The organism is Bacillus sp. T-10(2022) (genome assembly GCF_056502895.1).
In genome coordinates, this window is the sequence record NZ_CP113518.1 from 222,719 (window position 1) to 248,249 (window position 25,531).

Consider the following 25,531-nt stretch of genomic DNA (forward strand, 5'->3'; position numbering starts at 1 on the left):
AAAAAAACTGCAGACAAACTCGCTTTTCCTCGAGTTTGTCTGCAGTAAGAAGGCATCCGAATGGATGCCTTCTTTAATTATGTATTCCTTTTTGGCTAAATCGATTCATAATTGGGGGATTCTTGTTTTATATTTCGCGATGATCTTTTGATTGTGTTCATCTGCCCCTTCGATATTACTGCTTAGGAATACGGGAGGGGTCTCTCCTGATTCAATAATCGTTTGGATGACTTGCGTGAAAATCATATTGAGGAGAACGGACCCGACCACAGTCGATCCAGAACCAAAAGGTATATTATTTGATTTCAGTAATGTGTCACCTTTGGCAATATGATTGTCTATGACCAAATCAACGACATCGTGGAGATAATGCTTCTGTTTATGCCGTGAAGAACAACTTTTTGCATACTCCGGTGATGTTAGTCCAATGACGAAGGCCCCTTTTTCTTTGGCGATAGTGGCGACATCTATGGGAACGGGATTTACGCCGGATGATGAAATGACGATACAGACATCACCAGGACGGATATCCTCCGCATGCATGAATTTTTCTGATAGGTCATTTTGCCGTTCAAGTTGGGATGATCTTGATGCACCCTTAAAAAGCATCAAATCTTCAACGAAAATAGGACGAATTGCGGCTAACCCACCTGCCCGGTAGAATACCTCTTCGGTCAAAATATGAGAGTGTCCGCTTCCGAATAGATGGATGATTCCATCTGACATCACTGCTTTTGTGATATGTTCCACAGATTCCTTAATTGATTGCTTTTCCTGTTCTTCCACAATTGTGAGTAAAGCCTGTACTTCTTCAAAGTATGAGTTCATATATGTGACACCCTCCGGTTGAAAATATTCAATTTTATCTGCTTATATTAATACTGAACTTGTACCTGTCCGCACGATAAGCCGATTTAACATATTCAAGGGGAGTTCCATCTATTAGGAACGTATGCCTTTGAATGAATAATATGGGTGAGTGCTTTGGAATCGCTAAATGGGTGACTTCTAATTCAGAAGCAATCGATGATTCCAACGTTTGTGTAGCATAGTCTATTTTAAGTTTAACGTAGTTCTCCACATATTGGTAAAGAGAAAGGTTAATGATTTCTTCCGTTAATCCTTTAATTAAATTGGCAGACATGTACACGGTCTCGAGCGCCATTGGAACATCATCAGCCAACCGAATGCGTTTTATTTCATAAACGGGAGCATAAAGGGAAATGTGCAATTCACTGGCAATCTTCTTATCAGCCGGAATGATTTCAAAGCTCAGCAGCTTACTGCTTGGATTCAATCCCCTGGCTTTCATGTCCTCGGTAAAACTGGTCAACCCATTGAGCTGCTGCTCCAACTTCTTATCGGCGACAAAGGTTCCCCTTCCTTTTTGACGGTATAAGTATCCGTCATTCACCAAATTATTTATGGCTTGCCGGACTGTCATCCGGCTAATTCCGAATTGCTCGGCATATTCACGTTCAGATGGAAGGGCATCGTGCGCTTGGAACTCACCGTTTTCTATTTGTTTTTTTATTTGTTCTTCGATTTGAAAATAAATCGGAAGAGGTGAGTTTTTATCAATCATCGACTTTCGCTCCTTTAGGGTATTATCACACCGGATAATGCTTTTTGGTCTGCGATAATTGTAACATTATTATGTTTTTTTAGGATAGAAGCAGGGAATTCCTCTGAAATGTCACCGTGTATCAATTTCTTCAGTGTTTCGGCTTTTTCTTCACCAGATATCAGCAACAGAATTTCTTTGCTTTTCATGATTGTTGAAATGCCCATCGTAACGGCATGTGTAGGAACTTCGTCTATGGAATCGAAATAACGTGCATTCGCTTGACGCGTGGATTCTTCGAGTGTCACGACATGTGTACCGGATGTGAAGGAAGTTCCGGGTTCATTAAAACCAATATGGCCATTTTGCCCAATGCCAAGTATCTGAAGATCAATCCCTCCCGCGGAATCAATCATTTCATCATATCGTTTACATTCTCCGTTGGTGTCATCTGCTGTGCCGTTTGGCAGGTGAGTGCTCTCTTTATTTATATTGATGTGATTGAATAAGGAGTCATCCATATAATAATGGTAGCTGTTTGGATCATTTGGTTTTAAGCCGATATACTCGTCAAGATTAAAAGACGTTACATTTTCGTAAGAAGTATGATTACGCACGTGATCTTCAATCAAATTATCGTACATTCCTTTAGGGGTACCGCCTGTTGCAAGGCCCAATTTGATATTTGGATTTCCTTTCACTTTTCCGATCACTATTTCTGCGGCTGTCCGGCTCATTTCCATGTAGTCCTGCACTTGTATGATATTCATTATACATTCTCCTTTTTAAAAGCTAAATTTCCTCTGCAGAACGTCATTTCAACGTCCAAGCGGTCATTCAATATTACAAGATCGGCGTCTTTGCCGACCTGGATGCTTCCTTTTCTGTCAAAAATCCGAAGCTGTTTGGCAGGGTTTTCCGCCGTCATTTTTATAATGTCAGTCATGGAACAATCGGTATATTCCATTGTGTTCTTGATGGCATCGTTCATTTTCAAGATACTGCCGGCTAGTGTACCATCTGAAAGCGTTGCTCTCGTTTCGTCAACATTAACAGGCTGACCACCTAAATCATAGGTTCCCTTTTCAAGCCATTTGGCACGAAGTGAGTCCGTTATCAAGATCATGCGTTCGCTGGTAATTTGGTTATATGCCAGTTTGATCATTTCCGGCCTGCAGTGAATGCCGTCAGCGATAAGTTCAACATATAGCTCGTCTCGAAGATAAGCAGCTCCCAAAACACCAGGTTCACGGTGATGGAGTCCCCGCATCCCATTATAAAGATGTGTAACGTGGGTAGTCCCTGCTTGGATTGCTTCATCGATTTGGTCATATGTTGCATCTGAGTGTCCAATGGAAGCGACGACGCCAGTTGCCTTTAAGTGAGCGGCAAGATCTAATCCGTTTGGTTGTTCAGGAGCAAGCGTTACAAGCTTGATTTGATTTTCTGCCATTTTCTGCCACCTTTTAAATAGAGTGACATCAGGGTCAACGATATGCTCTTCAGGCTGTGCTCCTTTACGGACCGGTGAAATGAAAGGACCTTCTAAATGGATTCCAATTATTTCAGCGTGTTCTTGAGATTGATTTTCGATATATTTACCAGCATTAAGAAGTGCTGATTCAATGGCTTCGGTAGATTGAGTCATTGTAGTGGCCAGAAAGCTGGTGGTTCCTTCTTTGGGAAGAGTCTCTGCCATTGTGGATAATGCTTCATGTGTGGCATCCATTGCATCAGAATTGGATGCTCCGTGAATGTGGATGTCGATTGCACCGGGAATTACCTGATAATCCGGTGAAAGAGTAATTACCTTGGCATCATCGTCCTGTTTGTATTGGCTGACTGGACCAACTTCGGTAATTTTTCCATCCACGACTTTAATATACCCATTTTTGTATGTTTCCTTTTCGCTATGAACTATTAGATTATTAATAATGAATGTTTTCATACATAATCTCCTTTATGAAAGTAAAACTTAATGAATGAGTCTCATATATTTTGCCCTCATTTTATCGTTTTTATTAAAAGTTGTCTAGACCAGTTAGGGTGTATCAGGAATAAAAAAGCATTTTTCGCTTTATTTTCGAAGAATATAGTATATTTTTAAGTGAATTGGTATAGACATCTATATATTTTCTGTGCTAGTATAAGCCAAAGAAAAGTTATTATATTGATAAAATGAAAACGCTTTATACGTCTTTTCGTTCTGCTGAATCAAAAGAAGTTAGGAACAAGGGAGATGAGTTCGATGTTAAATTTTTTACAAAAGATAGGTAAGGCTTTAATGTTACCGATTGCTGTTTTGCCAGCAGCGGCTTTATTGCTTCGTTTAGGGCAACCGGATTTACTTAATATTCCTTTTATGGCTGCCTCGGGACAAGCTATTTTTGATAATCTTGCCATATTGTTCGCTTTAGGTATAGCGATTGGATTATCCAAAGATGGAAGCGGTGCAGCGGCATTGGCAGGTCTTGTTGGTTACTTTGTTTTAACGAATGGTACACAAGCGATTAATAAAGATATCAACATGGCTGTTTTAGGCGGTATTATATCCGGTATAGTTGCCGCTCTTCTATATAATAGATACTCCGACATAAGACTCCCTGAATGGCTTGGATTCTTTTCAGGGAAACGATTCGTCCCGATCATCACTTCGCTTGCGATGATTATACTTGCGGCAATATTCGGTTTTGTTTGGCCGCCGATTCAAGACGTAATCAATAGTGTTGGAGACTGGATTACAGGTGCAGGGGCATTGGGTGCCGGCGTATTCGGCGTATTGAATCGCTTATTGCTTCCAGTAGGACTGCATCATGTCTTGAATAGTATGGTTTGGTTCGTCTTTGGTGAGTACAATGGAGCGACAGGTGATATAAATCGTTTCTTCGCAGGGGACCCGACTGCTGGGCCCTTCATGACCGGCTTTTTCCCGATCATGATGTTCGGTCTTCCAGCTGCGGCATTAGCGATGATAGCAGCTGCTAAGAAAGAGAAACGTAAATTGGTGACGGGGATGCTTGTTGGGTTAGCTTTCACTTCTTTCCTTACAGGAATCACTGAACCGATTGAATTTCTGTTCATGTTCATCGCACCGGTGCTATATGTAATACATGCCCTTTTAACAGGGGTCTCGCTGGCACTTGCTGTTATATTGGATATCCATCATGGTTTTGGATTCTCCGCAGGAGCGATTGATTATTTCTTGAACTTTGGTATTGCGCAAAAACCGCTATGGTTAATACCGATTGGATTGGTATACGCGGCAGTTTACTTCGTGATTTTCTATTTTGTCATCAAGATCATGGATTTAAAAACACCTGGCCGTGAAGACGATGAGGAAGAAGTGGAAGAAGAAACTATTGTGAAAACAGGGGATAAATATACCGATATGGGATCGCTTTTCATTCAAGATCTTGGCGGTAAAGAGAATATAAAGCTAATTGATAACTGTGCAACACGCTTGCGTTTACAAGTGGCCGATTCAGGTAATGTGAATGAAGCAGCCTTAAAACGGCATGGTGCGCGCGGTGTCATGAAGTTGAATAAATCGAGTGTGCAGGTCATTGTTGGAACGAATGTTGAATTCGTTGCAAATGCAATGAAACAACTTGTCAAGAATGGCGTCGACCCAAGCCAAGTGAAAGCAGCTCCATCTGCACAAGTGGCAGAGGATATAGTAGAGGAAAACCAAGCTTTGGGTGCAAATGACTTTGTCCTTCCAATTGAAGGAACCGTTTTACCGATAGAACAAGTTCCCGATCAAGTGTTTGCCATGAAAATGATGGGGGATGGCTTTGCTATCGAGCCAGTCAACGGAAAACTAGTATCTCCAATCGATGGGGAAGTGCTAAGTATCTTCCCGACAAATCATGCACTGGGATTGAAAATGGATAATGCTCTGGAAATTCTGATCCATGTTGGTTTAGATACAGTTAAATTAAATGGAGAAGGGTTTACATCTCTTGTGCAAGAAGGTCAAAGAATAACAAAAGGAACACCTCTTTTGGAAATTGATTTAGATTTCATAAAACGGAATGCCCCATCAACGGTCACTCCTATTATATTCACTAACTTACCTGAAGGAACGGCAGTGAAATTGCAAAAGTCAGGGATCCAGAAACAAAATACACCAGATATCATCCAGTTGGAAAAACTATAAAACGTGTCAAAAAAGGGATGTCGACAATGTCGACATCCCTTTTTTATGCTGCATCTTTATTTGGATAAAACGGCTTCTTTATATACTTCTTGCTGTGATAAATTGTCATAACCAAAACAAACGGGTGCCCCATTGGCAGGATCTATCATAACCCTTGCATGAATACGAAAGACTTCTTCTAAAACGGGAGGTGTAATGATTTCGCTGGGGGTACCGATTTTAACGATTTCTCCTTCCTTCATCGTTATGATTTCATGTGAAAACCGGGACGCATGGTTAATATCATGCAGCACCATGACAGTTGTTATTTTTTGTTCTTTATTAAGTTTATCAACTATTTGCAAAACCTCTAGTTGATGAGCCATATCAAGGTAGGTGGTCGGCTCATCCAATAATAAAATCTCCGTTTTCTGTGCTAAAGCCATTGCTAGCCAAACTTTTTGTCTTTGACCACCGGAAAGATTTGTGATCTCCCGGTTTCTAAATGAAAGGGTTTTGGTGATATCCATGGCCCATTCAATCGTTTCTTTATCTTCTTTCGTTAATTTATTTACATTATTGCGGTGCGGATACCTTCCATATGAAATAAGCTCCTCTACCTTCAATTGGGCTGGTGCAACCGGGTTTTGGGGAAGTAGTGCCAAGTGCTTGGCAATTTGCTTCGTATGGATCTTATGTAAATCCTGACCTTGTAAAAAAACGCTTCCGCTCTTTTGTTTTAGAATGCGGCCTATCGTTTTCAGTAATGTGGATTTACCACAGCCATTAGGACCAATGATGGTAGTGACCAGGCCTTCTTTTATTTCCAAGTTCAAGTCTTTGAACACCGTGAATTTCTCGTAATTCGTTTCTAGATTTTCCATACGGAGAATACTCACTGATCATCTCTCCTTCTACGCTTTAGCTTTAATTAGTAAATAAAGAAAATATGGGACACCAATAATTGAGATGACGATCCCGACTGGCAATTCAGCGGGTGCAAAAACGGTTTTTGCGATAAAATCGGATGCAATCACCAGCAGTGCACCAATTGCTCCCGATACTGGGATGACCTGATTGTGATGGATACCTACAAGGTGCTTCGCTATGTGGGGAGCCATTAAACCTACGAATCCGATATTTCCCGATACGGAAACGGAGGCGCCCACCAATCCGATGCTGCAGAGTAAAAGGATGATCGTTTCCTTTTCTACAGAAACCCCCAAACTTTTAACACTCGATTCTTCCAACTGATACAAATCTAGTAAATACGCCTTTTTCTTAATAATCGGAATCAGGACCATCATCCATGGTAACATGGATGCGATGTATTTCCAGTTCGCATCATATATCGTTCCTGAGAGCCAAACCGTTGCCATTTCAAAATCGGTTGATTTCATTTTTAATGATAAATATAAGGAAAGGGCACCAAATGCCGAGCCTATGGCGATTCCGGTCAGTAAAAGGCGGCCCATGTCCAGGGTGCCGTTCTTCCAAGAGAAAAGGAAAATCAATAGGGCTGCCAAAAGCCCGCCCACCAAACCGAATAGCGGAAAACTCATAATGGAGAACCAGTCCGAGCCGCTGTTTTGACCTTGATAGAAAAACATGAAAATGACAATGGCTGTCCCAGCACCGGCATTAATACCGAGAATACCGGAATCGGCCAAGCCATTTTTCGTAACCCCTTGAATGACAGTCCCAGCAATTCCTAAGCTCACTCCTACCAAACCGGCGATCACAATGCGGGGGAGCCTGAAATCGAAGATGACCAAATCAAAATCGGAAACTGGATCCACCCTGAATAAGGTCTGAAGGACAGCTTTGACGGTCATGTCGAATGTACCGGATATCAAACTAAAATAACTTGTAATAACGATTAAACATAAAATGATGGTCATCGTGATGGTGAAGCGCCACCGAGTATTCTTATCCATTCTTTTCTCCTCCTCTCGTTCTTATTAAGTACAGGAAGAAAGGAATGCCGATCAGGGAAGTAACGACTCCTATGGGGGTTTCGAATGGATAATTAACAAACCGGCTCAAGACATCGCACAAAGCTAGAAAAACCGCACCGATTACCCCTGCACATGGAACGATCCATTTATAATCGATCCCAATTAAAAACCGGGTGATGTGGGGGATGATAAGTCCAACAAAACCGATTTTCCCTACAAGCGCCACTGCGATTCCCGTTAAGCAAATGACGGAAAGGAGGGCCACAGCTTTTACTATTTTTGTGCGCTGACCTAAATTGATGGAAATTTCTTCGCCTAAAGATAATATCGTAATGGATTTTGAGATGAATAGGGCGAGGATGATTCCCACCATTCCACACGGTATCGCCAATTTTAGTACATTGGGGTCGATCTGGTGCAACCTCGAGTTGTACCAAAAACTTACATTCTGGGAAATTTGGAAATAGGATGCTATGGCAGCAGAAATACTGCTTAAAAATGTCCCGATCACAGTTCCGATTATGGCTAATCGAACGGGTGATAATCCATTAGGAAGCAGCGACCCAAAACCAAAGACAATTCCGGCTCCCAATGCAGAACCTAACATTGAAAAGAGGATCATTTGGAATGAAGACATACCTGGAGTAAATACCATACAAAGTGTAATCACGAACGCAGAGCCATCCGTCACTCCCATGATTGAAGGGGATGCAAGATAATTTCTTGTCATCCCCTGCATGAGTGCTCCTGATATGGCTAAAAATGCCCCGACGAGAAGGGCACCCAAAACTCTAGGCAAGCGAGAAGCCATAATGATCGTATGGTCAACGTTACTAGAGTCATAGTGGAAAATGGCATTCCATACCGTTATGGAATCTATATTTTTGGCACCATATAAAATCGATAATACGATGGAGAAGCAAATCAATAAAGGTGCCATACAAAGAATTATTATTGGTAATGAATTTGTTTTTGCCATATCAATCAACGCACCTTACTGTTTATTTAGCTAATTCTTCCGTTGCAGCCTTCAGGAAAGCTGTTTTACTCCAAGCCGTTCCACCTTGAGCAAGAGGATCAACCGAGTTTACAAACACCTTATTTTCTTTTACTGCCGTGATGCTCTTCCAAATGGAGTTGTTTTCCAAATCTTTTAACGCTTCCGGTTTTTGTGCATTTTCACTTTCCGAGAATTGCAAGAAGACATAATCTGGGTCAAGTTCTGCAAATTTTTCTAATGAAATCATTTCTTGTGCTTTAATTGGCTTGATTTCTTCAGGGACGGTCAAGCCTAGATCTTTATAGATTACTGGGTTGAAATACACATCTTCAGGATATAGGAATAGGCTGCCGTTCCGGATTCTCACCACTAATGCCTTTTTATCCTTCAGCTTTTCACCGAGTTCGAGTTTTGCTTTTGCGGCGTCATCATAATAGGTTGTGATGATTTTTTCGGCTTCATCTTTTTTACCTGTAAGGCTGGCCATTAACCGCAGGTTGTCTTCCCAATTTGTCGAAATATGTGAATATGGGAATGTTGGCGCCACTTTTTCCAATTGTTCCGTCACATTAGCTGGAGATTTAGAAGACCACATGATCACATCAGGTTTCATCCCAAGAAGTGTTTCATAGTTCGGCTGCATTTTTTCACCGATCGATTTAGCACCTTCGAGGTCATTAGCCAAATATTCAGGTATTTCTCCACCTACAGTAACGACACCAGAAGGTTTAATCCCCAATATGGCTGCATCCTCCATTGATTCCAAACTAGCAGTGGCGATACTGGTGACTTTGGCTGGGATTGTATACTCCTTATCCAGATACGTGATGGTTTGGGTCTTTGCTTCTTTTTTCGCCGTATCTGTCACTTTGCTCTTCTGTGAAGCATCCTCGGAAGTCTTTTCGGCATTACCGCAAGCGCCAAGTCCTAAACTGAATACTGTTGCCATTCCAAGTACGAATAATTGCTTTTTCATTAGTTGATTCCCCTTTTTGAATATATTAAATGTCATTTATCGCTGCTTCATAGGATTGAAAAACAAATCCTTATTGGTAGAAAATCTATTTTCACTTCCTTTGCCCGTTGAAATTAACAGTAGCTTAACATAACGACGGGTGATATTGATAACGATTATCATTATCACTTTCGCATGTTATTTAATATAATATTAATTTTCTATTATTTCAAGAATAATTTTCCAAAGTAATGTCTTTGGTATGTCCAAAAGGCTTTGAAAAGCAGGGTAAAAAGGGATGGGAATGCTGCTTTTTGTAAAATGATAGGAAAAAATTATCGGTGTATGGTTGATATATCCATTGAGAAAGATTATCATTATCGATGTTGTGGTAATCTTTCTCAATTATATTCTTTTAAAAATCACCTGAATAAAATTACTAGTATTAGAGGTTGGGGGAATTCATTTAGATGATGCATAAAAAAATGGACAAAAGTGTAATGGACAAAACTGCTGCCAGTACAGAGGTTACGATCAAAGGAACTCAACAGTTTCCCATGCAGACGAGTGCCGGGAAACGTGAATACCAAATCTTTGTATCAAAACCATTGGAAGAGCCGCCACCCTCGGGATATCCAGTCATTTATTTGCTTGATGCCAATTCGGTATTTGGAACGATGGTCGAGGCGGTACGGTTGCAATCTCGCCGGCCGGAAAAGTCAGGAGTGGTTCCCGCCATCATTGTAGGCATTGGTTATGCCACCAATGGACCATTTTCTTCTGAACGTTATTATGATTACACTCTGCCTGTTGCAGTTAGCGAGTTACCTGTAAGACCGGATGGAAGTCCATGGCCTTCGCATGGAGGAGCGGAAGACTTTCTGAAATTCATAGAAGAAGATTTAAAACCGGAAATCGATAAAAGGTATAAAGTGGATCACAATAGCCAATCGCTTTTCGGGCATTCCCTTGGCGGCCTTTTCGCTTTATATGTTCTTTTTGAAAAACCGTATGCTTTCCAAACATACATAGCTGGGAGCCCATCTCTCCATTGGAACAAAAAGTGGTTCCGTGAGGAGGAGGATAGGTTTCTTTCCCGATTGAATCAAGGAAATGGTGATATTTCCTTATTGCTTGGCGTGGGTGAACTGGAGGGCACCCATAAAAGCGGCATGAACGAAAATGCATTGGAGTTATCAAAACGATTATCCTTAAAGGAAAGCGGAGTTAATGTTCAATTCAAGGAGTTTGAAGAGGAAGGGCATCTCTCAGTTTTGCCGCCTTTGATTAACAGGGCCTTGCGTTTTGCTTTGAAGAGAAATGTGCCGGGTAAGAAATAGGTCTTTCTCAGTAAATCCGTGGAGGGCACTTGACCATTAAGTTATAAATATATATCATTACCTGTAGATTCCAATTGATAATGATTATCATTATTGATTGGTATTTTACTTTTTAAGCATTTGCTAAGGCCATGTACCGCCCCTGTTTGCAAGGGGATTGTATTTGGCTGCTATACATCGAATTCTTTGACTTGGAAAGGGAGTGTCAAGGTGGACTTTTTGGAATGTAAAGGGAAGGTTGCGCTTGTAACGGGAGGTGCTCAAGGTATTGGAGGTGCCGTGGTTCAGGCTTTAGCCAAGCTTGGCCTTATTGTGGCGGCCATTGATTATAATGCCGAAAAGCTTAATGAATACGTAAGTGAATTGAAGTCTCAAGGCTTGGAGGTATATGCCTTTCCAGCGGATGTGAGCGACAGTCATGCAATCGATCGCATTGTTGATGGAATTGAGAATGATATTGGTCCAATAGAGACACTGGTCAATGTTGCCGGAGTGTTGCGCACTGGAATGATCGAGTCATTCAGTGACCAAGATTGGGCTAAGACTTTCGCAGTCAACTCCACTGGTGTGTTTAATGTATCTCGTTCAGTGAGCAAATACATGGTGACAAGAAAAAGAGGGGCGATTGTCACGGTCGGATCGAATGCCGCAAGTGTCCCTCGAATCTCATTGGCTGCCTATGCGGCATCGAAGGCAGCTGCCGTCATGTTTACGAAGTGTTTAGGGTTGGAGCTGGCCCAATATAATATCCGCTGCAATATCGTTTCCCCCGGATCTACGGACACGGAGATGCAATGGTCCCTGTGGAACGACGAGAATGGTGCCGAAGCTGTCATAAATGGTATGCCTGAAGCATTCAAGGTAGGAATCCCACTGAAAAAAATAGCCATGCCTACTGATATAGTAGACGCTATCCTATTTTTCATATCCAATCAATCGAATCACATTACAATGAGTAATTTATGTGTGGATGGTGGCGCCACTTTAGGTGCTTAACACGACCATCCGCATGGAGTCTGAATATTAAGTGAATTTGGAGGGGTTTTAATATGATGAAGTTTAAAGGCGTTACTGCCGTATTGGAGAAACAGCTGTTGGAGGAGTATGAGGTTGGTGACTTTTTTCTTGCATCGCCATACCGAACAATATTGGGAAAAGGTTCCTTCATAACGGTTCCAAGAGATGACGAGAATGCAAATCAAATGAAAAGTCTCTCCGCAAGAGTGGCTGCTGCATTAAAAAAGGCAAAAGAGGAAGGGCATGCCAATCCAGTGGTAACCGGTGCTGTACCATTCGATCATCAAAAGGACGCTCAACTTATTGTACCTGAAAACATACGTTCATCAGTCCCTTTGCAAGATAATCACACCAGCCTTTCAATGGAAACCAAGAAGCCAACTTATCAAATGGAATCGGTACCCGAACCTTCCCTGTATAAGGAGGGTGTGGAACGCGGCCTTACGTATATAAAAGGCGGCCATCTTGACAAAATCGTCCTATCAAGAACGTTGCATCTTACTTCATCAGAAACAGTGAATATCAATCCGTTACTTCATAATCTAGCTCAGCATAACAAGAATGGTTATACCTTTGCCGTGGATTTACCTCAAAGCGTAAAGAGGAAAGGTGATGCCCCCTGCTCGAAAACGCTGATTGGGGCTAGCCCAGAATTGCTTGTTTCAAGATCGGGATTACAGGTTTTGGCAAATCCTCTGGCAGGGTCCAGACCAAGGAGTGATGACCCTGTCGAGGATAAGCGGAGAGCGGACGAGTTACTTTCATCCTCTAAGGATCTGCATGAACATGCAGTTGTTGTCCATGCCGTAGCTGATGCACTGAGACCATTTTTCAAAACGATGGATGTGCCGGAAAAACCATCAGTGATACATACCGAAACCATGTGGCATCTGTCGACGGAAGTAAAAGGTGAGCTCAATGATCCCGCAACTTCGTCATTGGAGTTAGCGATTGCGCTTCACCCGACACCTGCTGTATGTGGATCACCGACTGACCTTGCACGAGAAGCCATCCAGGAAATCGAACCATTTGATCGTGGTTTTTTTACAGGAATGGTTGGTTGGTGCGATGCAGAAGGCGATGGGGAATGGGTCGTTACCATCCGGTGCGCGGAGGTAGAGAGACAAGTTCTTCGATTATTCGCTGGGGCTGGGGTGGTTGCAGAATCCAAACCAGAAGAAGAGCTTGCGGAAACATCAGCTAAATTTCAGACTATGCTGCGTGCAATGGGAATAGATGCAAAATCACTAAATTAAAGTGTGTGTGGAGGGATAAAGGATGTTAACAGGGTGTACTTCGTGGCCAAAGGAATTTGCGGATTTATATCGAAAGCAAGGGTGCTGGAAAGGGGAAACCTTCGGGGAAATGTTGCGTGAGCGTGCCAAGGTACATGGGGAGCGCATCGCCATTACAAGCGGGGAAAGAAACATGAGCTATGCGGAATTGGACAATAGTGCAGATCGGCTGGCAGCCGGATTTCAGGAACTGGGAATAAAGAAAAGTGATCGAGTGGTGGTCCAGCTGCCCAATGTAATCGAATTCTTTGAGGTTTGTTTTGCACTATTTAGATTAGGGGCATTGCCTGTATTTGCTTTGCCGTCGCACCGAAGCAGTGAAATTAACTATTTTTGCGAGTTTGCTGAGGCAGTTGCCTACATCATCCCGGACAAGCACGCCGGTTTTGATTATCGTGATCTTGCAAGAGGTGCAAAAAGCAAGAACGATACGTTGTTAAACGTGATTGTCCTGGGGGAAGAAGAAGAATTCGTGAATTTGGCGGATTTATATATCGATCCAACTAAGAATGAAACAAAAGTGGATTCATGTGACATTGCCTTTCTTCAATTATCAGGGGGAAGTACTGGATTATCAAAATTGATCCCAAGAACACATGATGATTATATATACAGTTTGAGGCTTAGCGCGGAAATTTGCCAAGTGGATATGAATAGTGTTTATCTCGCAGTTCTTCCTATTGCCCATAACTATCCACTTAGCTCGCCAGGTATTCTTGGTACCCTTTATGCAGGCGGCAGGGTAGTCCTTTCACCAGGTCCAAGTCCTGATGAGGCATTTCCGCTTATTGAAAAAGAAGGCGTGACGATTACGGCTCTTGTACCGCCTCTTGCTTTAAGGTGGCTTGATGCAGTATCTACCCGTGACCATGATTTATCCAGCCTTCAAGTGATTCAGGTTGGGGGAGCTAAGTTCAGTGCAGAAGCTGCCCGTCGGGTAACTCCCGCCTTCGGCTGCAAGTTACAGCAAGTTTTTGGCATGGCTGAAGGTCTAGTTAACTATACAAGATTAAACGACCCTGACGAAATCATCATCAACACACAAGGCAGACCGATGTCGGAATTTGATGAATTCCGAATTGTCGATGAGGAAGACCGGGATGTTCAACAGGGGCAAGTGGGACATTTATTAACGAGAGGGCCCTATACCATTTGCGGTTATTATAAAGCCGAAGAGCATAATGCGAAGGCATTCACCATAGATGGATTCTATCGAACTGGTGATTTGGTCAGCATGACCGAGTCGGGCTATATAGTTGTGGAAGGCCGTGATAAGGACCAAATCAATCGTGGCGGTGAAAAAATTGCCGCTGAGGAAGTTGAAAATCATCTCCTGGCTCATGATGGAGTACATGATGCAGCCATCGTTTCCATGACGGACGATTATCTAGGGGAGAGATCATGTGCATTCGTGATTCCGCGCGATCAGGCACCGACGGCAAGGGAACTTAAACAATTCTTGAAGGAGCGGGGGATCGCCGTCTTTAAAATTCCTGACCGGGTTGAGTTCATTGATTCCTTCCCAAAAACGCCGTTAGGTAAAGTGAGTAAAAAAGCATTGCGACAAATTATATCAGATAAACTTAACAGTCGAATTACGATGAAGTGAATAAAAAAAATCATAGAAGGAGTGATTTGATGGCTATTCCTGCTATCACACCATATGCAATGCCTGTTGAATCGGAGTTACCAAAAAATAAAGTTGCGTGGAAAGCGGATCCAAGGCGTTCAGTGCTTCTCATTCATGATATGCAACAATATTTCCTTAATTACTATACAACAAGCGAATCACCGATCACTGAACTGGTAGCACATATTCAGTCCATAAAAAGTCGATGTGTGGAACTGGGGATCCCTGTCGTTTATACAGCACAACCTGGTAATCAAAACCCGGAAGATCGTGCACTGCTCACAGATTTTTGGGGTCCAGGACTTGATGATGATATCAATCAAACGAAAGTGGTAGATGAGGTCGGTCCAAGCGAAGATGACATTGTACTGACTAAATGGCGTTATAGCGCATTTAAAAGGACAAACCTTTTAGAAATGATGAAAGAACAAGGACGTGATCAACTGATCATTTGCGGGGTATATGCCCATATTGGGTGTTTGTTGACGGCAAGTGAAGCCTTCATGCAGGATATAGAACCATTTTTGGTATCTGATGCGGTGGCGGACTTTTCATTGGAAGAACATAAAATGGCGATTAAATATGCAGCTGAACGATGTGCTGTTACAACATCAACATCCCGTTTGCTTGAACAATTGAAAAGCGAAGAGCAATCATTCGCTGATCCCGTTGAGGAAAGTGATGAGCAAGGTTTAACATTGCAAGGCCTAAGGCATCAAATCGCTGATCTTCTGGGTGAATCCCCATCAGATATTGATGATGACGAGAATCTAGTGGATCTAGGAATGGATTCGATTAGAATGATGAGCCTTGTTGAGATCCTAAGGGGAAAAGGGGCAGAGATTAATTTCATGCAGATGGCTGAAAAACCGACAATCGCTGCCTGGTGGGAACTACTGTCTTCACAAAAGGCGTTAGCGTGACTGAGTCCAAAAAGAAGGAGGTAAAACGGAGTGCTTAATATTCAGGACCAAGATGTGCGCTGGCAATTGTCCGGCGCGCAATCAGGTATCTGGTTTGCTCAGCAGTTGGAGCCGGATAATCCGATTTATAACACAGGGGAATACATAGAAATCAATGGACGGATTGATATAGAACATTTTGAAAAGGCGCTGAAACAGGCGGTCATGGAGGCGGAGTTTTTACACGTCCGCTTTGGTGAGGATCATAGTGGACCGTTTCAGGTCAGCGGGAAATCGAGCGAAGTTCCTTTTGAATTCATCGATGTCAGTGGAGAGGAAAACCCACGGGAAAAAGCTATGCAATGGATGAAAAAAGACCTGGCTCAACCGATTGACCTGAAAAATGATCCACTCTTCAATCAAGCCTTGTTCAAAGTGGATTCAGATCACTTTTTCTGGTATCAGCGCATTCACCATATTGTAATGGATGCTTTTGGATTTTCACTTATCTCGCAACGAGTAGCCAAACTATATACGGCTCTTCAGAAGGGTCAGAAATTGGCGGAAGGTGCCTTCGCTCCTTTACATTTACTTCTTGAAGAAGATAAGGCGTACAGAAAATCCGAGAAGTTCGAACTTGATCGCCAGTTTTGGCAAGATCGTTTTGCTGATCAGCCAGAGGTCATGAGCCTGGCTGATCGAGCCCCTCGGACTTCTAAAGGATTCATTAGTCAAACGGGTTATTTATCATCTGCAGCGACAATATCTTTAAAAGCGAATGCACATAAATATTCAGGAAGCTGGCATGAAGTGGTGATTGCAGTAACGGCCGTTTACGTAAATCGATTGACAGGCTCAAAAGATGTCATCCTGAGCTTACCGATGATGGGCCGGTTGGGATCTTCCTCATTGAACATCCCCAGTATGGTCATGAATCTGCTGCCACTCCGGTTGTCTGTACAGCCTGATATGAGTTTTCAAGAGTTAGTGAAGCAAGTGTCGAAGGAAGTCCGTACCATCCGCCGCCATCAAAATTACAGACATGAAGAATTGCGTCGAGACCTTAAACTGCTGGGTGATAACCAACGATTATTCGGACCTCAAATTAATGTTATGCCGTTTGATTATGGTCTGGACTTTTCAGGAAGTAAAGCGATCACACATAAGCTGGCAACAGGTCCTGTCGATGATTTGTCGGTTAACATTTATGACAAGTCTGATGGAAACGGACTAAGGATAGATTTAGATGCAAACCCAGAGGTATATACAATTGAAGATTTGAGTACTCACCATATGCGTTTCCTGAGTTTCCTTGAAAAGGTTGCTGCTGCAGAGAATGTCCAATCAATTGGGGAAATTGAACTGCTTTTACCTGAGGAACAGCAGCAAGTCCTGCTTGAGTGGAATCGAACGGAAACAGAGCTTCCAACTGGACTTTTACCTGGATTGTTCGAGGACCAAGTGTTAAAAACCCCTGATTGGACAGCCGTAATCGATGAAAATACGGTTCTTACATATAAGGATTTAAACAGGCGGGTCAATCAACTGTCACATCTCCTTTTGGAGAAGGGGCTGGGACCTGAGAAATTCGCGGCTATAGCTTTGACCCGTTCGGTGGATATCGTCATTTCCATGTTGGCTGTGTTAAAAACCGGAGCGGCCTATTTACCTATCGATCCTGATTATCCATCAGATCGAATCGAATTCATGCTTGATGATGCCAGGCCAGCAGCAATCATAACTAGTAAAGGGATTTCCTCCAAACTAACTGATGCCAAAGGAACGGAGCGCATCGTGTTGGATGAGGAAGAGACCATTATTGCGCTGGGGAATCAGCCGGATAAAAATGTGGAGGATGAACAAAGGAATGGAACGATGTCCCCGCTTAACCCGGCTTATATGATTTACACTTCGGGTTCTACAGGGAAGCCAAAAGGTGTCGTGATTCAATCGGCAAGCCTTATCAATTTCCTTTATTCGATGCAAAACGAATTTTCATTGGATCATCGCGATCGGCTCCTTGCGGTTACAACCATTGCCTTTGATATATCCGGTTTGGAAATCTTCCTGCCGCTTTTGAACGGGGCAAGCTGTGTCATAGCTGCTAAGGAAACGATTCAAGACCCTAGAACTTTGTCCGAGATGATCGTTCAACATGAGATAAGCATCATGCAGGCCACACCAACGCTTTGGCATTCACTTGTGGCGAATTATCCTGATGTGATAAAGAATTTCAGGGTGCTAGTAGGAGGAGAGGCACTTTCGATCAGCCTGACAAACGCTTTACATGAATTAGGATGTGAAGTGACGAATCTGTACGGGCCGACGGAAACGACAATATGGTCTTCATCAATTACCCTTGATCCGAACGAGAGCGGTATGCCCTCGATCGGCAAGCCCCTTTGGAATACACAGGTATATGTGCTGGATGCAGCTTTGAAGCCCGTTCCTAAAGGGACTGTAGGGGAGTTATATATTGCAGGTTTAGGGCTTGCACGTGGATATTTAGGCCGCCCGAATTTAACGGCTGAGCGGTTTGTCGCTAATCCGTATGGTCCAAAGGGTAGCCGCATGTATCGAACGGGCGATCTAGTTCGTTGGAGAGAAGATGGCTCATTGGATTATATCAGCCGGGCCGATCATCAAATCAAAATTCGGGGTTATCGTATCGAATTGGGGGAAATTGAAGCGAAACTTACCCAGCATCCTGACGTTGACCATGCTGCAGTCATTGTTCGTGAAGATCAGCCTGGAGATAAACGTATCGTGGCCTATATCGTCCCTTCTTTGGAAGCGACACCGGAATCGGTTGAACTTCGGGAATTTGTAGGCAACGGTCTACCGGAATACATGGTGCCGTCCGCAATCATAACGATGGACGAGTTGCCATTGACCCCAAATGGAAAGCTTAACCGGAAAGAATTGCCTGTGCCTGACCTCACTGCACTTGTATCAGATCGGGCTCCGGGAACACCGCAGGAGGAAATATTATGCGATCTTTTTGCCGATGTTCTTGGTCTTTCCCGGGTCGGTATCGATGATAGCTTCTTTAATTTAGGCGGTCACTCCCTTCTTGCTTCAACACTGATGGCACGAATCAGAGACACATTCGGAGTCGAAATAGGCATTGGTAAACTCTTTGAGACACCAACAGTTTCGGGACTTGTAAAACAGCTTTCCAATGGAAAAAGTGCAAGGTTACCTGTAAAGAAAGCCGATAGGCCGGAAACGGTGCCCCTTTCCTTTGCACAGAGGCGATTATGGTTCCTTCACCGTCTTGAAGGGCCAAGTCCAACGTACAATATTCCACTGGTTGTTGAATTGTCCGGTGAAATAGATACTAGGTCACTAGAGGCTGCGATCAATGATGTAGTCGAGCGTCATGAAACCTTACGTACGCTTTTCCCTGTTACCTTAGGCACTGCTCATCAATATGTGTTGGATACCTCCGAAGCACAAGTGGAATTGTTGGTATCGCACATCAAAGAGTCCGAACTTGAAGCGGAAATCGCTACAGCTGCGCGATATAGTTTCAATCTTGCAAAAGAACCGGCCATATGTGCCCAGCTTTTCACAATGGCCCCGGACAAGCATGTATTGGTTTTATTATTGCATCATATTGCAGGAGATGGATGGTCCCTGACACCGCTCACTCGCGATTTAACGGCAGCTTATGTGGCGCGATGTAAAGGTGAAGAACCTAACCTGCCTCCGTTGCCTGTACAGTATGCCGATTATGCTCTTTGGCAGGAAAGCCTTTTAGGGAGTGAGGGTGATGAATCCAGTTTAGCCATTGAACAAATGGAATACTGGAAAGAAACATTGGCTAATTTGCCAGATCAATTGGAATTGCCCACTGATTATCCGCGTCCCCTCGAAGCTAGTTATAGAGGTGATACCGTAGACTTTTCTATCAATCCTGAAATGCATCGTCGTTTACTGGATTTGGCCCGTGATAATGGCGTCAGCTTATTCATGGTCTTGCAATCTGGACTGTCGGCACTCCTCACTCGCCTTGGGGCAGGAAACGATATCCCTATCGGAAGTCCGATAGCAGGTCGAAGTGACGATGCTTTAAGCGATCTTGTAGGAATGTTCATCAACACATTGGTGTTACGGACGGATACTTCCGGTGACCCCACTTTCCGTGAACTTCTTGACAGGGTGCGAAGGGTTAATTTAAATGCCTATGAGCATCAAGACTTGCCTTTTGAGCGTTTGGTGGAAGTGATGAATCCAGTTCGCTCTCGATCTAGGCATCCATTATTCCAGATCATGCTGGCGCTGCAGAATACGCCTGATCCGAAATTGGAGCTTCCAGGGATTCAATCCAACCTGAAGTTATATGGCGTAGGCGCATCGAAGTTCGATATGACGATCGAATTACGTGAAGAGCATGCTGAAAATGGCAGTCCGGATGGGATAAACGGCTTCCTTGAATATAGTACAGATCTATTTAAGCGTGAGACCGCCGAGATGCTAATAAGTCGATTAATAAGATTGTTGGACGGCGCCATTTCGGAACCGGACCGGCAAATTGGACTTTTGGAAATAATGTCACCTGAAGAGCGCCAGGAAATCCTTGTGGATTGGAATGGAAGTTCCGAAGAAATACCGCATAAGTGCTTACCTGCATTACTGGAAGAACGGGTAAGCCAGTATCCTCACAATATTGCATTGGTATATGAGGACACTTCCTTGACTTATGAGGAGTTAAACAAAAAAGCGAATCAGCTAGCCCATCTCTTGATTGCTAAAGGTGTAGGGCCAGAGCAATTCGTTGCATTGGCCATGCCTAGATCATTGGAAATGGTTGTAGGATTGCTGGCTGTACTCAAGGCAGGAGCTGCATATTTGCCTTTAGATCCTGAATATCCAAATGATCGGTTAACGTTCATGCTGTCTGATGCTCAGCCTGCTTGTGTTCTAACGAGTTCGGGTGTAGCTTCCAAGCTTCCTGAGATGCATGATATCAGGCAAATCATAATGGATGAAGCCAGTACCATAGAAGAATTGGCAGATCATTCAATTCTCAATCCAACCGATCGTGATCGGATTAACCCGTTATCACCTTTAAATTCGGCATATATCATATATACTTCCGGATCCACCGGTTTACCAAAAGGAGTCGTGGTCCCGCACCAGAATGTAATCAGACTTTTTGGATCGACGGAACATTGGTACCATTTCAATTCCGAAGATGTGTGGACGATGTTCCACTCTTATGCCTTTGACTTTTCGGTTTGGGAGATTTGGGGAGCTTTACTTCACGGAGGCAAGCTTGTGGTCGTCCCTCATTCCATCAGCCGGTCACCGGAAGAATTTTTACAACTGCTTGTTAAAGAAGAAGTAACGGTACTGAACCAGACACCATCAGCATTTTATCAATTGATGCAGGCTGATCGTAAAATGCCGGCACTAGGGCAGGACATTAAATTACGCTTCGTGATTTATGGCGGGGAGGCACTTGAACTGAGCCGTTTGGAGGATTGGTACAGCCGCCATCCGGAAAATGCGCCATATCTCATCAACATGTATGGAATAACGGAAACCACCGTTCATGTCAGCTATCTTGAGCTTAATCGGAATATAACATCCATAAAAGCAAATAGCCTGATTGGCTGTGCCATTCCCGATCTGGGCGTGTATGTGTTAGATGCAGGCTTACAGCCAGTTCCTCCAGGGGTAGTTGGGGAACTTTATGTTTCCGGACCTGGTCTGGCCCGTGGTTATTTAGGCCGGCCAGGTTTGACGGCTGACCGTTTTGTTGCCAACCCATTCAGTTCAACAGGCAGCAGAATGTACCGCACCGGCGACTTGGCCCGTTGGCTTGTAGATGGATCTTTGGATTATATAGGCCGGGCAGATCATCAGATTAAAATCCGTGGATTCCGTATTGAATTGGGTGAAATCGAGGCATTGGTTGCTCAGCATTCCCATGTTGAACAAGTTGCGGTAGTGGTTCGTGAAGACAATCCGGGTGATAAGCGTCTGGTCGCATATGTCGTATCTGCGTCAAATGTCACCTTCGATCCGGCGCATGTACGTCAATTTGTTGCAAGCGGCCTACCGGATTACATGGTGCCATCAGCTTTCGTTGAAATAGGTGAATTGCCTTTGACACAGAATGGTAAGCTGGATCGCAAGGCATTGCCGGCGCCGGAATTCGGTTCCAATCAATCAGGGCGAGGACCGAGAACTCCGCAGGAAGAGATTCTGTGCGACCTTTTTATGGAGGTTCTCGATTTGCCCCATGTCGGAATAGATAATGGATTTTTTGATCTTGGCGGCCACTCGCTGCTTGCCGTCCATTTGATGAGCAAAATACGTGAAGCACTTGGCGTTGAACTGAGTATTGGTAACCTATTCGAGGCTCCGACTGTTGCGGGGCTCGCTGAACGGCTTGAAATGGGCACGAGCAAAAGTGCTTTGGACGTCCTGCTGCCGCTTAGGAAAAATGGGCCGGAACTTCCGCTGTTTTGTGTACATCCGGCTGGAGGACTAAGCTGGTGCTATGCTGGGTTGATGAATGCACTGGGGCCTGACTATCCAATCTATGGGTTACAAGCACGAGGAATATCACAGCGGGAGCAACTTCCGCAAACGCTGACTGAAATGGCGGCAGACTATATCAATCAGTTACGGACAATCCAGCCAGAAGGACCTTATCATCTATTGGGATGGTCTCTCGGAGGCAATGTCGTTCATGCAATGGCCACTCAATTGCAAAATGAGGGAGAGGACGTACGCCTGGTGGCAATCCTCGATTCATATCCAAGTCATTTCTTGCCAATGAAAGAGGCTCCGGATGATGAGGAGGCTTTGATCGCTTTGCTGGCATTGGGAGGTTATGATCCTGATAGTTTAGGAGACCAGCCATTGGATAATGCCAGTGCCATAGAAATTCTCCGTCGAGATGGCAGTGCATTGGCTAGTTTAGAAGAAGAAACGATTCTGAACCTTAAAGAGACATATGTAAATTCTGTTCGAATCATGGGTGAGTATAAACCTAAAACCTTTAAGGGGAATGTGCTGTTCTTCAGGTCGACGATCATTCCGGATTGGTTTGATCCCATTTATCCTGATACATGGAACCCATATATCCACGGAATGATTGAACAGCATAATATTGAATGCCGCCATAAGGATATGTGCCAGCCGGGACCGCTTGCTGAAATTGGCCAGGTTATCGCTAACAAACTATCCACTATGAAGAAGTTGGCAAAAAATAATGAAGGAGGACATATCTGATGACCAACCCTTTCGAAAATGAAAATGGCATCTACCATGTATTGATAAATGAAGAAGGTCAACATTCCCTTTGGCCCGCCTTTTTGGTTATTCCAGAAGGCTGGTCCGTCATATATCGGGAAGAAAGCCGGCAGGATTGCTTGGAATATATCAACAAAAATTGGACGGATTTGCTGCCCAATAGTTTAAAACTAGTTGCCAGCAGTGATGGAACAAAGTGAAATCCCGGATACAGCTAGACCCTAAAATAGTAGTGTGCATCGTTTATGTCATAGCGATGTTCATGGTTTCGATGGACGGGACGATTGTCAATGTGATCCTCCCGACAATCAGTAATGAATTTAACCTAGATCCTTCTTCAACCAGTGGCATTAATATTGGATATTTAGTTAGCCTGGCTGTCTTCCTTCCAGTAGCGGGTTGGCTAGGGGATCGATTTGGGACCAAGAAGATATTCTTGATTGCATTGGGTGTCTTTACGGCTGCCTCCTTTTTATGCGGCTTTGCCAATAATCTGCAAACCTTGAACTTGTTCAGGGTTTTGCAGGGGGCTGGAGGCGGGATCCTGACACCGGTGGGAATGGCGATTTTATTCAGAACGTTCTCTCCGGAGGAACGGCCAAAGGTTTCCCGTTCCCTTGTACTGCCCATTGCATTCGCACCAGCCATTGGTCCGATCGTTGGCGGGTTCTTCACAGAGCAGCTGTCTTGGCGTTGGGCATTTTATATAAATGTTCCTTTCGGAATTATGGTCCTGTTAATCGGTGTACTGTTTTTAAAAGAACATAAAGAGCCCAAGGCTGGCAGGTTGGACCTTCCAGGATTCCTGCTGTCAGCTGCAGGCTTTTCCATGATGATGTATGCAATGAACATAGGTCCATCCAAAGGATGGGACTCCCCCATTATCATGTACACAGGAATTATCGGTGCAGTTCTTGTTCTCTCATTTATTCTATTGGAGCTGCGAGTGGATCAGCCGATGCTTGATTTGCGTTTATTATCCGATCGATTGTTTCGGACATTAGGCATCATCTCATTATTTTCAATGGCCGGCTTATTGGGGATGCTCTTTGTGTTTCCGTTAATGTATCAAAGTGCGCTTCATGCTTCAGCATTGGAAAGCGGTCTGACGACATTCCCGGAAGCCATAGGTTTGATGGTGGCATCCCGGATGATGCCTTTGACTACAAAGAAACTGGGCATACATCAGGTGATCCGGATGGGGCTGCTTTGCACAATCATCATTTATACCTTGATTAGCCTCGTGGGGCCGACAGCCAACCCGTGGTTCCTTCGGGCCCTATTGTTTAGCGTCGGCGTATGCTTGGGACATACAGTTGTGGCCATACAGTACTCCACTTTCACTAATATCAACTCGGCTTCGATGGGGATGGCCGCCACATTGTTCAATGTTCAAAACCGGATTGGCTCTGCGATGGGTGTCGCCATCCTAGCCAGCATCCTGGGGGCAGTGGGCGCTGACACGATGGGAACGAATGGGCATGTTAACCTATCATCCTATCAATTCGCTCTCTTCGGTTCTGCCATTTTGCTCGTCATAGCCCTATTATTTGCGATGAGTTTAAGGAAGGATGATTTCAAGGCCATCATACCGAAACAGGATAGGGCTAATTCCCTTGATGTAAAACCGGTCAAAAGCGGGTAAGTTACTCATTCGGTTATTTTTTGAGGGAGGTCACTGGATTTTTGCCAGTGACCTCCCCTTCATTTTGCTGGCAGTTAGGGAAGGGGCAGGAGAATTGGTTGAACTATATATATGTAAATTGCCTATAAAGAAAGAGGAGTCCGACTTAAATAAACTGCTTGTCCATGTTTCAACCGAAAGGCAACTTCGGGTGAAAAGGTTCGTCAAGTTGGATGATGCTTACCGCTCTCTAATAGGGGATTTGATGGTGCGGTTTGTTCTTAAAGAACGATACGGTTCGGTTAAGGAAGAACTGCGATGGAGGACAAAGTCATTTGGGAAGCCCTTTCTATCCGATTATCCATCGTTCCATTATAATATTTCCCATTCTGGTGAGTATGTGGTTTGTGCCGTGCATGATGCAGAGGTGGGAGTGGATATAGAGAAAATAGGGCCGTTTGAGTTACAGCTGGCCAAGGGTTTTTTTACGGAAGAAGAGTATAAGCAAGTATTGGAAGCAGAAGACGGACTTTCTTCCTTTTATGATATTTGGACTTTGAAGGAAAGCTATATAAAAGCAATAGGCAAGGGCTTATCCATACCTTTGCACAGCTTTAATGTGAGAAGGCATGGCATGGAAGACATTCACTTAACTGATGTACATGGCAATATACCAATAACGGACTTCACCTGTAGGCAGTATAAGGTAGACAGCGAGTACCGGCTTGCCGTCTGTGCATATCAGGTGAATGCCGAAAGTTTTAAGGATCACCACAGATCAGTCACTTTTCAACAAATATGTGAGGGTCTGAATATCACTCTGGAATGAGTGAACA

18 protein-coding genes are annotated in these 25,531 nt (G+C 43.8%); 10 read left to right on the forward strand and 8 right to left on the reverse strand.

The window, feature by feature from the left end:
* Positions 1-105 precede the first annotated feature (105 nt).
* From OSJ91_RS01215 to nagA, 4 genes are read right to left on the reverse strand one after another with little or no spacing between them, the layout of a single operon-like run.
* Complete coding sequence (locus OSJ91_RS01215) at positions 106-828, reverse strand: SIS domain-containing protein (RefSeq protein ID WP_485890847.1); 723 nt, start codon at positions 826-828, stop codon at positions 106-108.
* Positions 829-862: 34 nt separating this feature from the next.
* Positions 863-1,585: a GntR family transcriptional regulator gene (locus tag OSJ91_RS01220; protein ID WP_350300917.1), complete on the reverse strand. Its 723-nt coding sequence runs from the start codon at positions 1,583-1,585 to the stop codon at positions 863-865.
* A gap of 14 nt (positions 1,586-1,599) precedes the next feature.
* The gene (nagB, locus tag OSJ91_RS01225) at positions 1,600-2,334 is read right to left on the reverse strand and encodes a glucosamine-6-phosphate deaminase (RefSeq protein WP_413020180.1); all 735 of its coding nucleotides are present in this window, start codon (positions 2,332-2,334) and stop codon (positions 1,600-1,602) included.
* Positions 2,334-3,512: an N-acetylglucosamine-6-phosphate deacetylase gene (gene nagA, locus OSJ91_RS01230; RefSeq protein ID WP_350300919.1), complete on the reverse strand. Its 1,179-nt coding sequence runs from the start codon at positions 3,510-3,512 to the stop codon at positions 2,334-2,336. The genes nagB and nagA overlap by 1 nt, the downstream gene beginning before the upstream one ends.
* A 300-nt stretch (positions 3,513-3,812) precedes the next feature.
* Between nagA and nagE the strand changes: the two genes are divergently transcribed.
* On the forward strand, positions 3,813-5,723 hold the full coding sequence (gene nagE / locus OSJ91_RS01235) for an N-acetylglucosamine-specific PTS transporter subunit IIBC (RefSeq protein WP_485890848.1): 1,911 nt from the start codon (positions 3,813-3,815) through the stop codon (positions 5,721-5,723).
* A 56-nt stretch (positions 5,724-5,779) separates the two neighbouring features.
* Here nagE and OSJ91_RS01240 read toward each other — a convergent pair whose 3' ends face one another.
* From OSJ91_RS01240 to OSJ91_RS01255, 4 genes are read right to left on the reverse strand one after another with little or no spacing between them, the layout of a single operon-like run.
* On the reverse strand, positions 5,780-6,601 hold the full coding sequence (locus tag OSJ91_RS01240) for an ABC transporter ATP-binding protein (protein ID WP_350300921.1): 822 nt from the start codon (positions 6,599-6,601) through the stop codon (positions 5,780-5,782).
* Between the two features lie 15 nt (positions 6,602-6,616).
* Positions 6,617-7,639: a FecCD family ABC transporter permease gene (locus OSJ91_RS01245; protein WP_485890849.1), complete on the reverse strand. Its 1,023-nt coding sequence runs from the start codon at positions 7,637-7,639 to the stop codon at positions 6,617-6,619.
* Positions 7,632-8,639: a FecCD family ABC transporter permease gene (locus OSJ91_RS01250; protein WP_350300923.1), complete on the reverse strand. Its 1,008-nt coding sequence runs from the start codon at positions 8,637-8,639 to the stop codon at positions 7,632-7,634. Before OSJ91_RS01250 ends, OSJ91_RS01245 begins: the two co-directional genes overlap by 8 nt.
* A 22-nt stretch (positions 8,640-8,661) precedes the next feature.
* On the reverse strand, positions 8,662-9,636 hold the full coding sequence (locus OSJ91_RS01255) for an iron-hydroxamate ABC transporter substrate-binding protein (RefSeq protein ID WP_485890850.1): 975 nt from the start codon (positions 9,634-9,636) through the stop codon (positions 8,662-8,664).
* A 449-nt stretch (positions 9,637-10,085) separates the two neighbouring features.
* Here OSJ91_RS01255 and OSJ91_RS01260 point away from each other — a divergent pair, with 449 nt between their 5' ends.
* The 9 genes from OSJ91_RS01260 to OSJ91_RS01300 all read left to right on the forward strand — a co-directional run bounded on the left by OSJ91_RS01260 (position 10,086) and on the right by OSJ91_RS01300 (position 25,524).
* Positions 10,086-10,955, forward strand: coding sequence for an alpha/beta hydrolase (locus OSJ91_RS01260; protein WP_485890851.1), 870 nt, complete (start codon positions 10,086-10,088; stop codon positions 10,953-10,955).
* 210 nt (positions 10,956-11,165) lie between these two features.
* Positions 11,166-11,951, forward strand: coding sequence for a 2,3-dihydro-2,3-dihydroxybenzoate dehydrogenase (locus OSJ91_RS01265; protein WP_350300926.1), 786 nt, complete (start codon positions 11,166-11,168; stop codon positions 11,949-11,951).
* A 53-nt stretch (positions 11,952-12,004) separates the two neighbouring features.
* Complete coding sequence (gene dhbC / locus OSJ91_RS01270) at positions 12,005-13,228, forward strand: isochorismate synthase DhbC (protein WP_485890852.1); 1,224 nt, start codon at positions 12,005-12,007, stop codon at positions 13,226-13,228.
* Positions 13,229-13,250: 22 nt separating this feature from the next.
* Positions 13,251-14,876 carry a (2,3-dihydroxybenzoyl)adenylate synthase gene (locus tag OSJ91_RS01275; RefSeq protein ID WP_485890853.1) on the forward strand — a complete coding sequence of 542 codons (1,626 nt, stop codon included), beginning with the start codon at positions 13,251-13,253 and terminating at the stop codon, positions 14,874-14,876.
* A 29-nt stretch (positions 14,877-14,905) separates the two neighbouring features.
* The gene (locus tag OSJ91_RS01280) at positions 14,906-15,820 is read left to right on the forward strand and encodes an isochorismatase (protein ID WP_485890854.1); all 915 of its coding nucleotides are present in this window, start codon (positions 14,906-14,908) and stop codon (positions 15,818-15,820) included.
* Between the two features lie 30 nt (positions 15,821-15,850).
* Positions 15,851-23,050 carry an amino acid adenylation domain-containing protein gene (locus OSJ91_RS01285; RefSeq protein WP_485890855.1) on the forward strand — a complete coding sequence of 2,400 codons (7,200 nt, stop codon included), beginning with the start codon at positions 15,851-15,853 and terminating at the stop codon, positions 23,048-23,050.
* Positions 23,050-23,271, forward strand: a complete 222-nt coding sequence (locus OSJ91_RS01290) for an MbtH family protein (RefSeq protein WP_133352763.1) — start codon at positions 23,050-23,052, stop codon at positions 23,269-23,271. Before OSJ91_RS01285 ends, OSJ91_RS01290 begins: the two co-directional genes overlap by 1 nt.
* Positions 23,268-24,716, forward strand: coding sequence for a DHA2 family efflux MFS transporter permease subunit (locus OSJ91_RS01295; RefSeq protein ID WP_485890856.1), 1,449 nt, complete (start codon positions 23,268-23,270; stop codon positions 24,714-24,716). The genes OSJ91_RS01290 and OSJ91_RS01295 overlap by 4 nt, the downstream gene beginning before the upstream one ends.
* 94 nt (positions 24,717-24,810) lie before the next feature.
* Positions 24,811-25,524, forward strand: coding sequence for a 4'-phosphopantetheinyl transferase family protein (locus tag OSJ91_RS01300; RefSeq protein ID WP_485890857.1), 714 nt, complete (start codon positions 24,811-24,813; stop codon positions 25,522-25,524).
* Positions 25,525-25,531: the final 7 nt, after the last annotated feature.

What these genes read in the sequence shown, in the direction of transcription:
- OSJ91_RS01250 (WP_350300923.1), bottom strand. Translation starts at nt 8,639, where the DNA reads ATGGCAAAAACAAATTCATTACCAATAATAATTCTTTGTATGGCACCT.
- OSJ91_RS01245 (WP_485890849.1), bottom strand. Translation starts at nt 7,639, where the DNA reads ATGGATAAGAATACTCGGTGGCGCTTCACCATCACGATGACCATCATT.
- OSJ91_RS01255 (WP_485890850.1), bottom strand. Translation starts at nt 9,636, where the DNA reads ATGAAAAAGCAATTATTCGTACTTGGAATGGCAACAGTATTCAGTTTA.
- OSJ91_RS01275 (WP_485890853.1), top strand. Translation starts at nt 13,251, where the DNA reads ATGTTAACAGGGTGTACTTCGTGGCCAAAGGAATTTGCGGATTTATAT.
- OSJ91_RS01290 (WP_133352763.1), top strand. Translation starts at nt 23,050, where the DNA reads ATGACCAACCCTTTCGAAAATGAAAATGGCATCTACCATGTATTGATA.
- nagB (WP_413020180.1), bottom strand. Translation starts at nt 2,334, where the DNA reads ATGAATATCATACAAGTGCAGGACTACATGGAAATGAGCCGGACAGCC.
- dhbC (WP_485890852.1), top strand. Translation starts at nt 12,005, where the DNA reads ATGATGAAGTTTAAAGGCGTTACTGCCGTATTGGAGAAACAGCTGTTG.
- nagA (WP_350300919.1), bottom strand. Translation starts at nt 3,512, where the DNA reads ATGAAAACATTCATTATTAATAATCTAATAGTTCATAGCGAAAAGGAA.
- OSJ91_RS01220 (WP_350300917.1), bottom strand. Translation starts at nt 1,585, where the DNA reads ATGATTGATAAAAACTCACCTCTTCCGATTTATTTTCAAATCGAAGAA.
- OSJ91_RS01215 (WP_485890847.1), bottom strand. Translation starts at nt 828, where the DNA reads ATGAACTCATACTTTGAAGAAGTACAGGCTTTACTCACAATTGTGGAA.
- OSJ91_RS01260 (WP_485890851.1), top strand. Translation starts at nt 10,086, where the DNA reads ATGATGCATAAAAAAATGGACAAAAGTGTAATGGACAAAACTGCTGCC.
- OSJ91_RS01280 (WP_485890854.1), top strand. Translation starts at nt 14,906, where the DNA reads ATGGCTATTCCTGCTATCACACCATATGCAATGCCTGTTGAATCGGAG.
- nagE (WP_485890848.1), top strand. Translation starts at nt 3,813, where the DNA reads ATGTTAAATTTTTTACAAAAGATAGGTAAGGCTTTAATGTTACCGATT.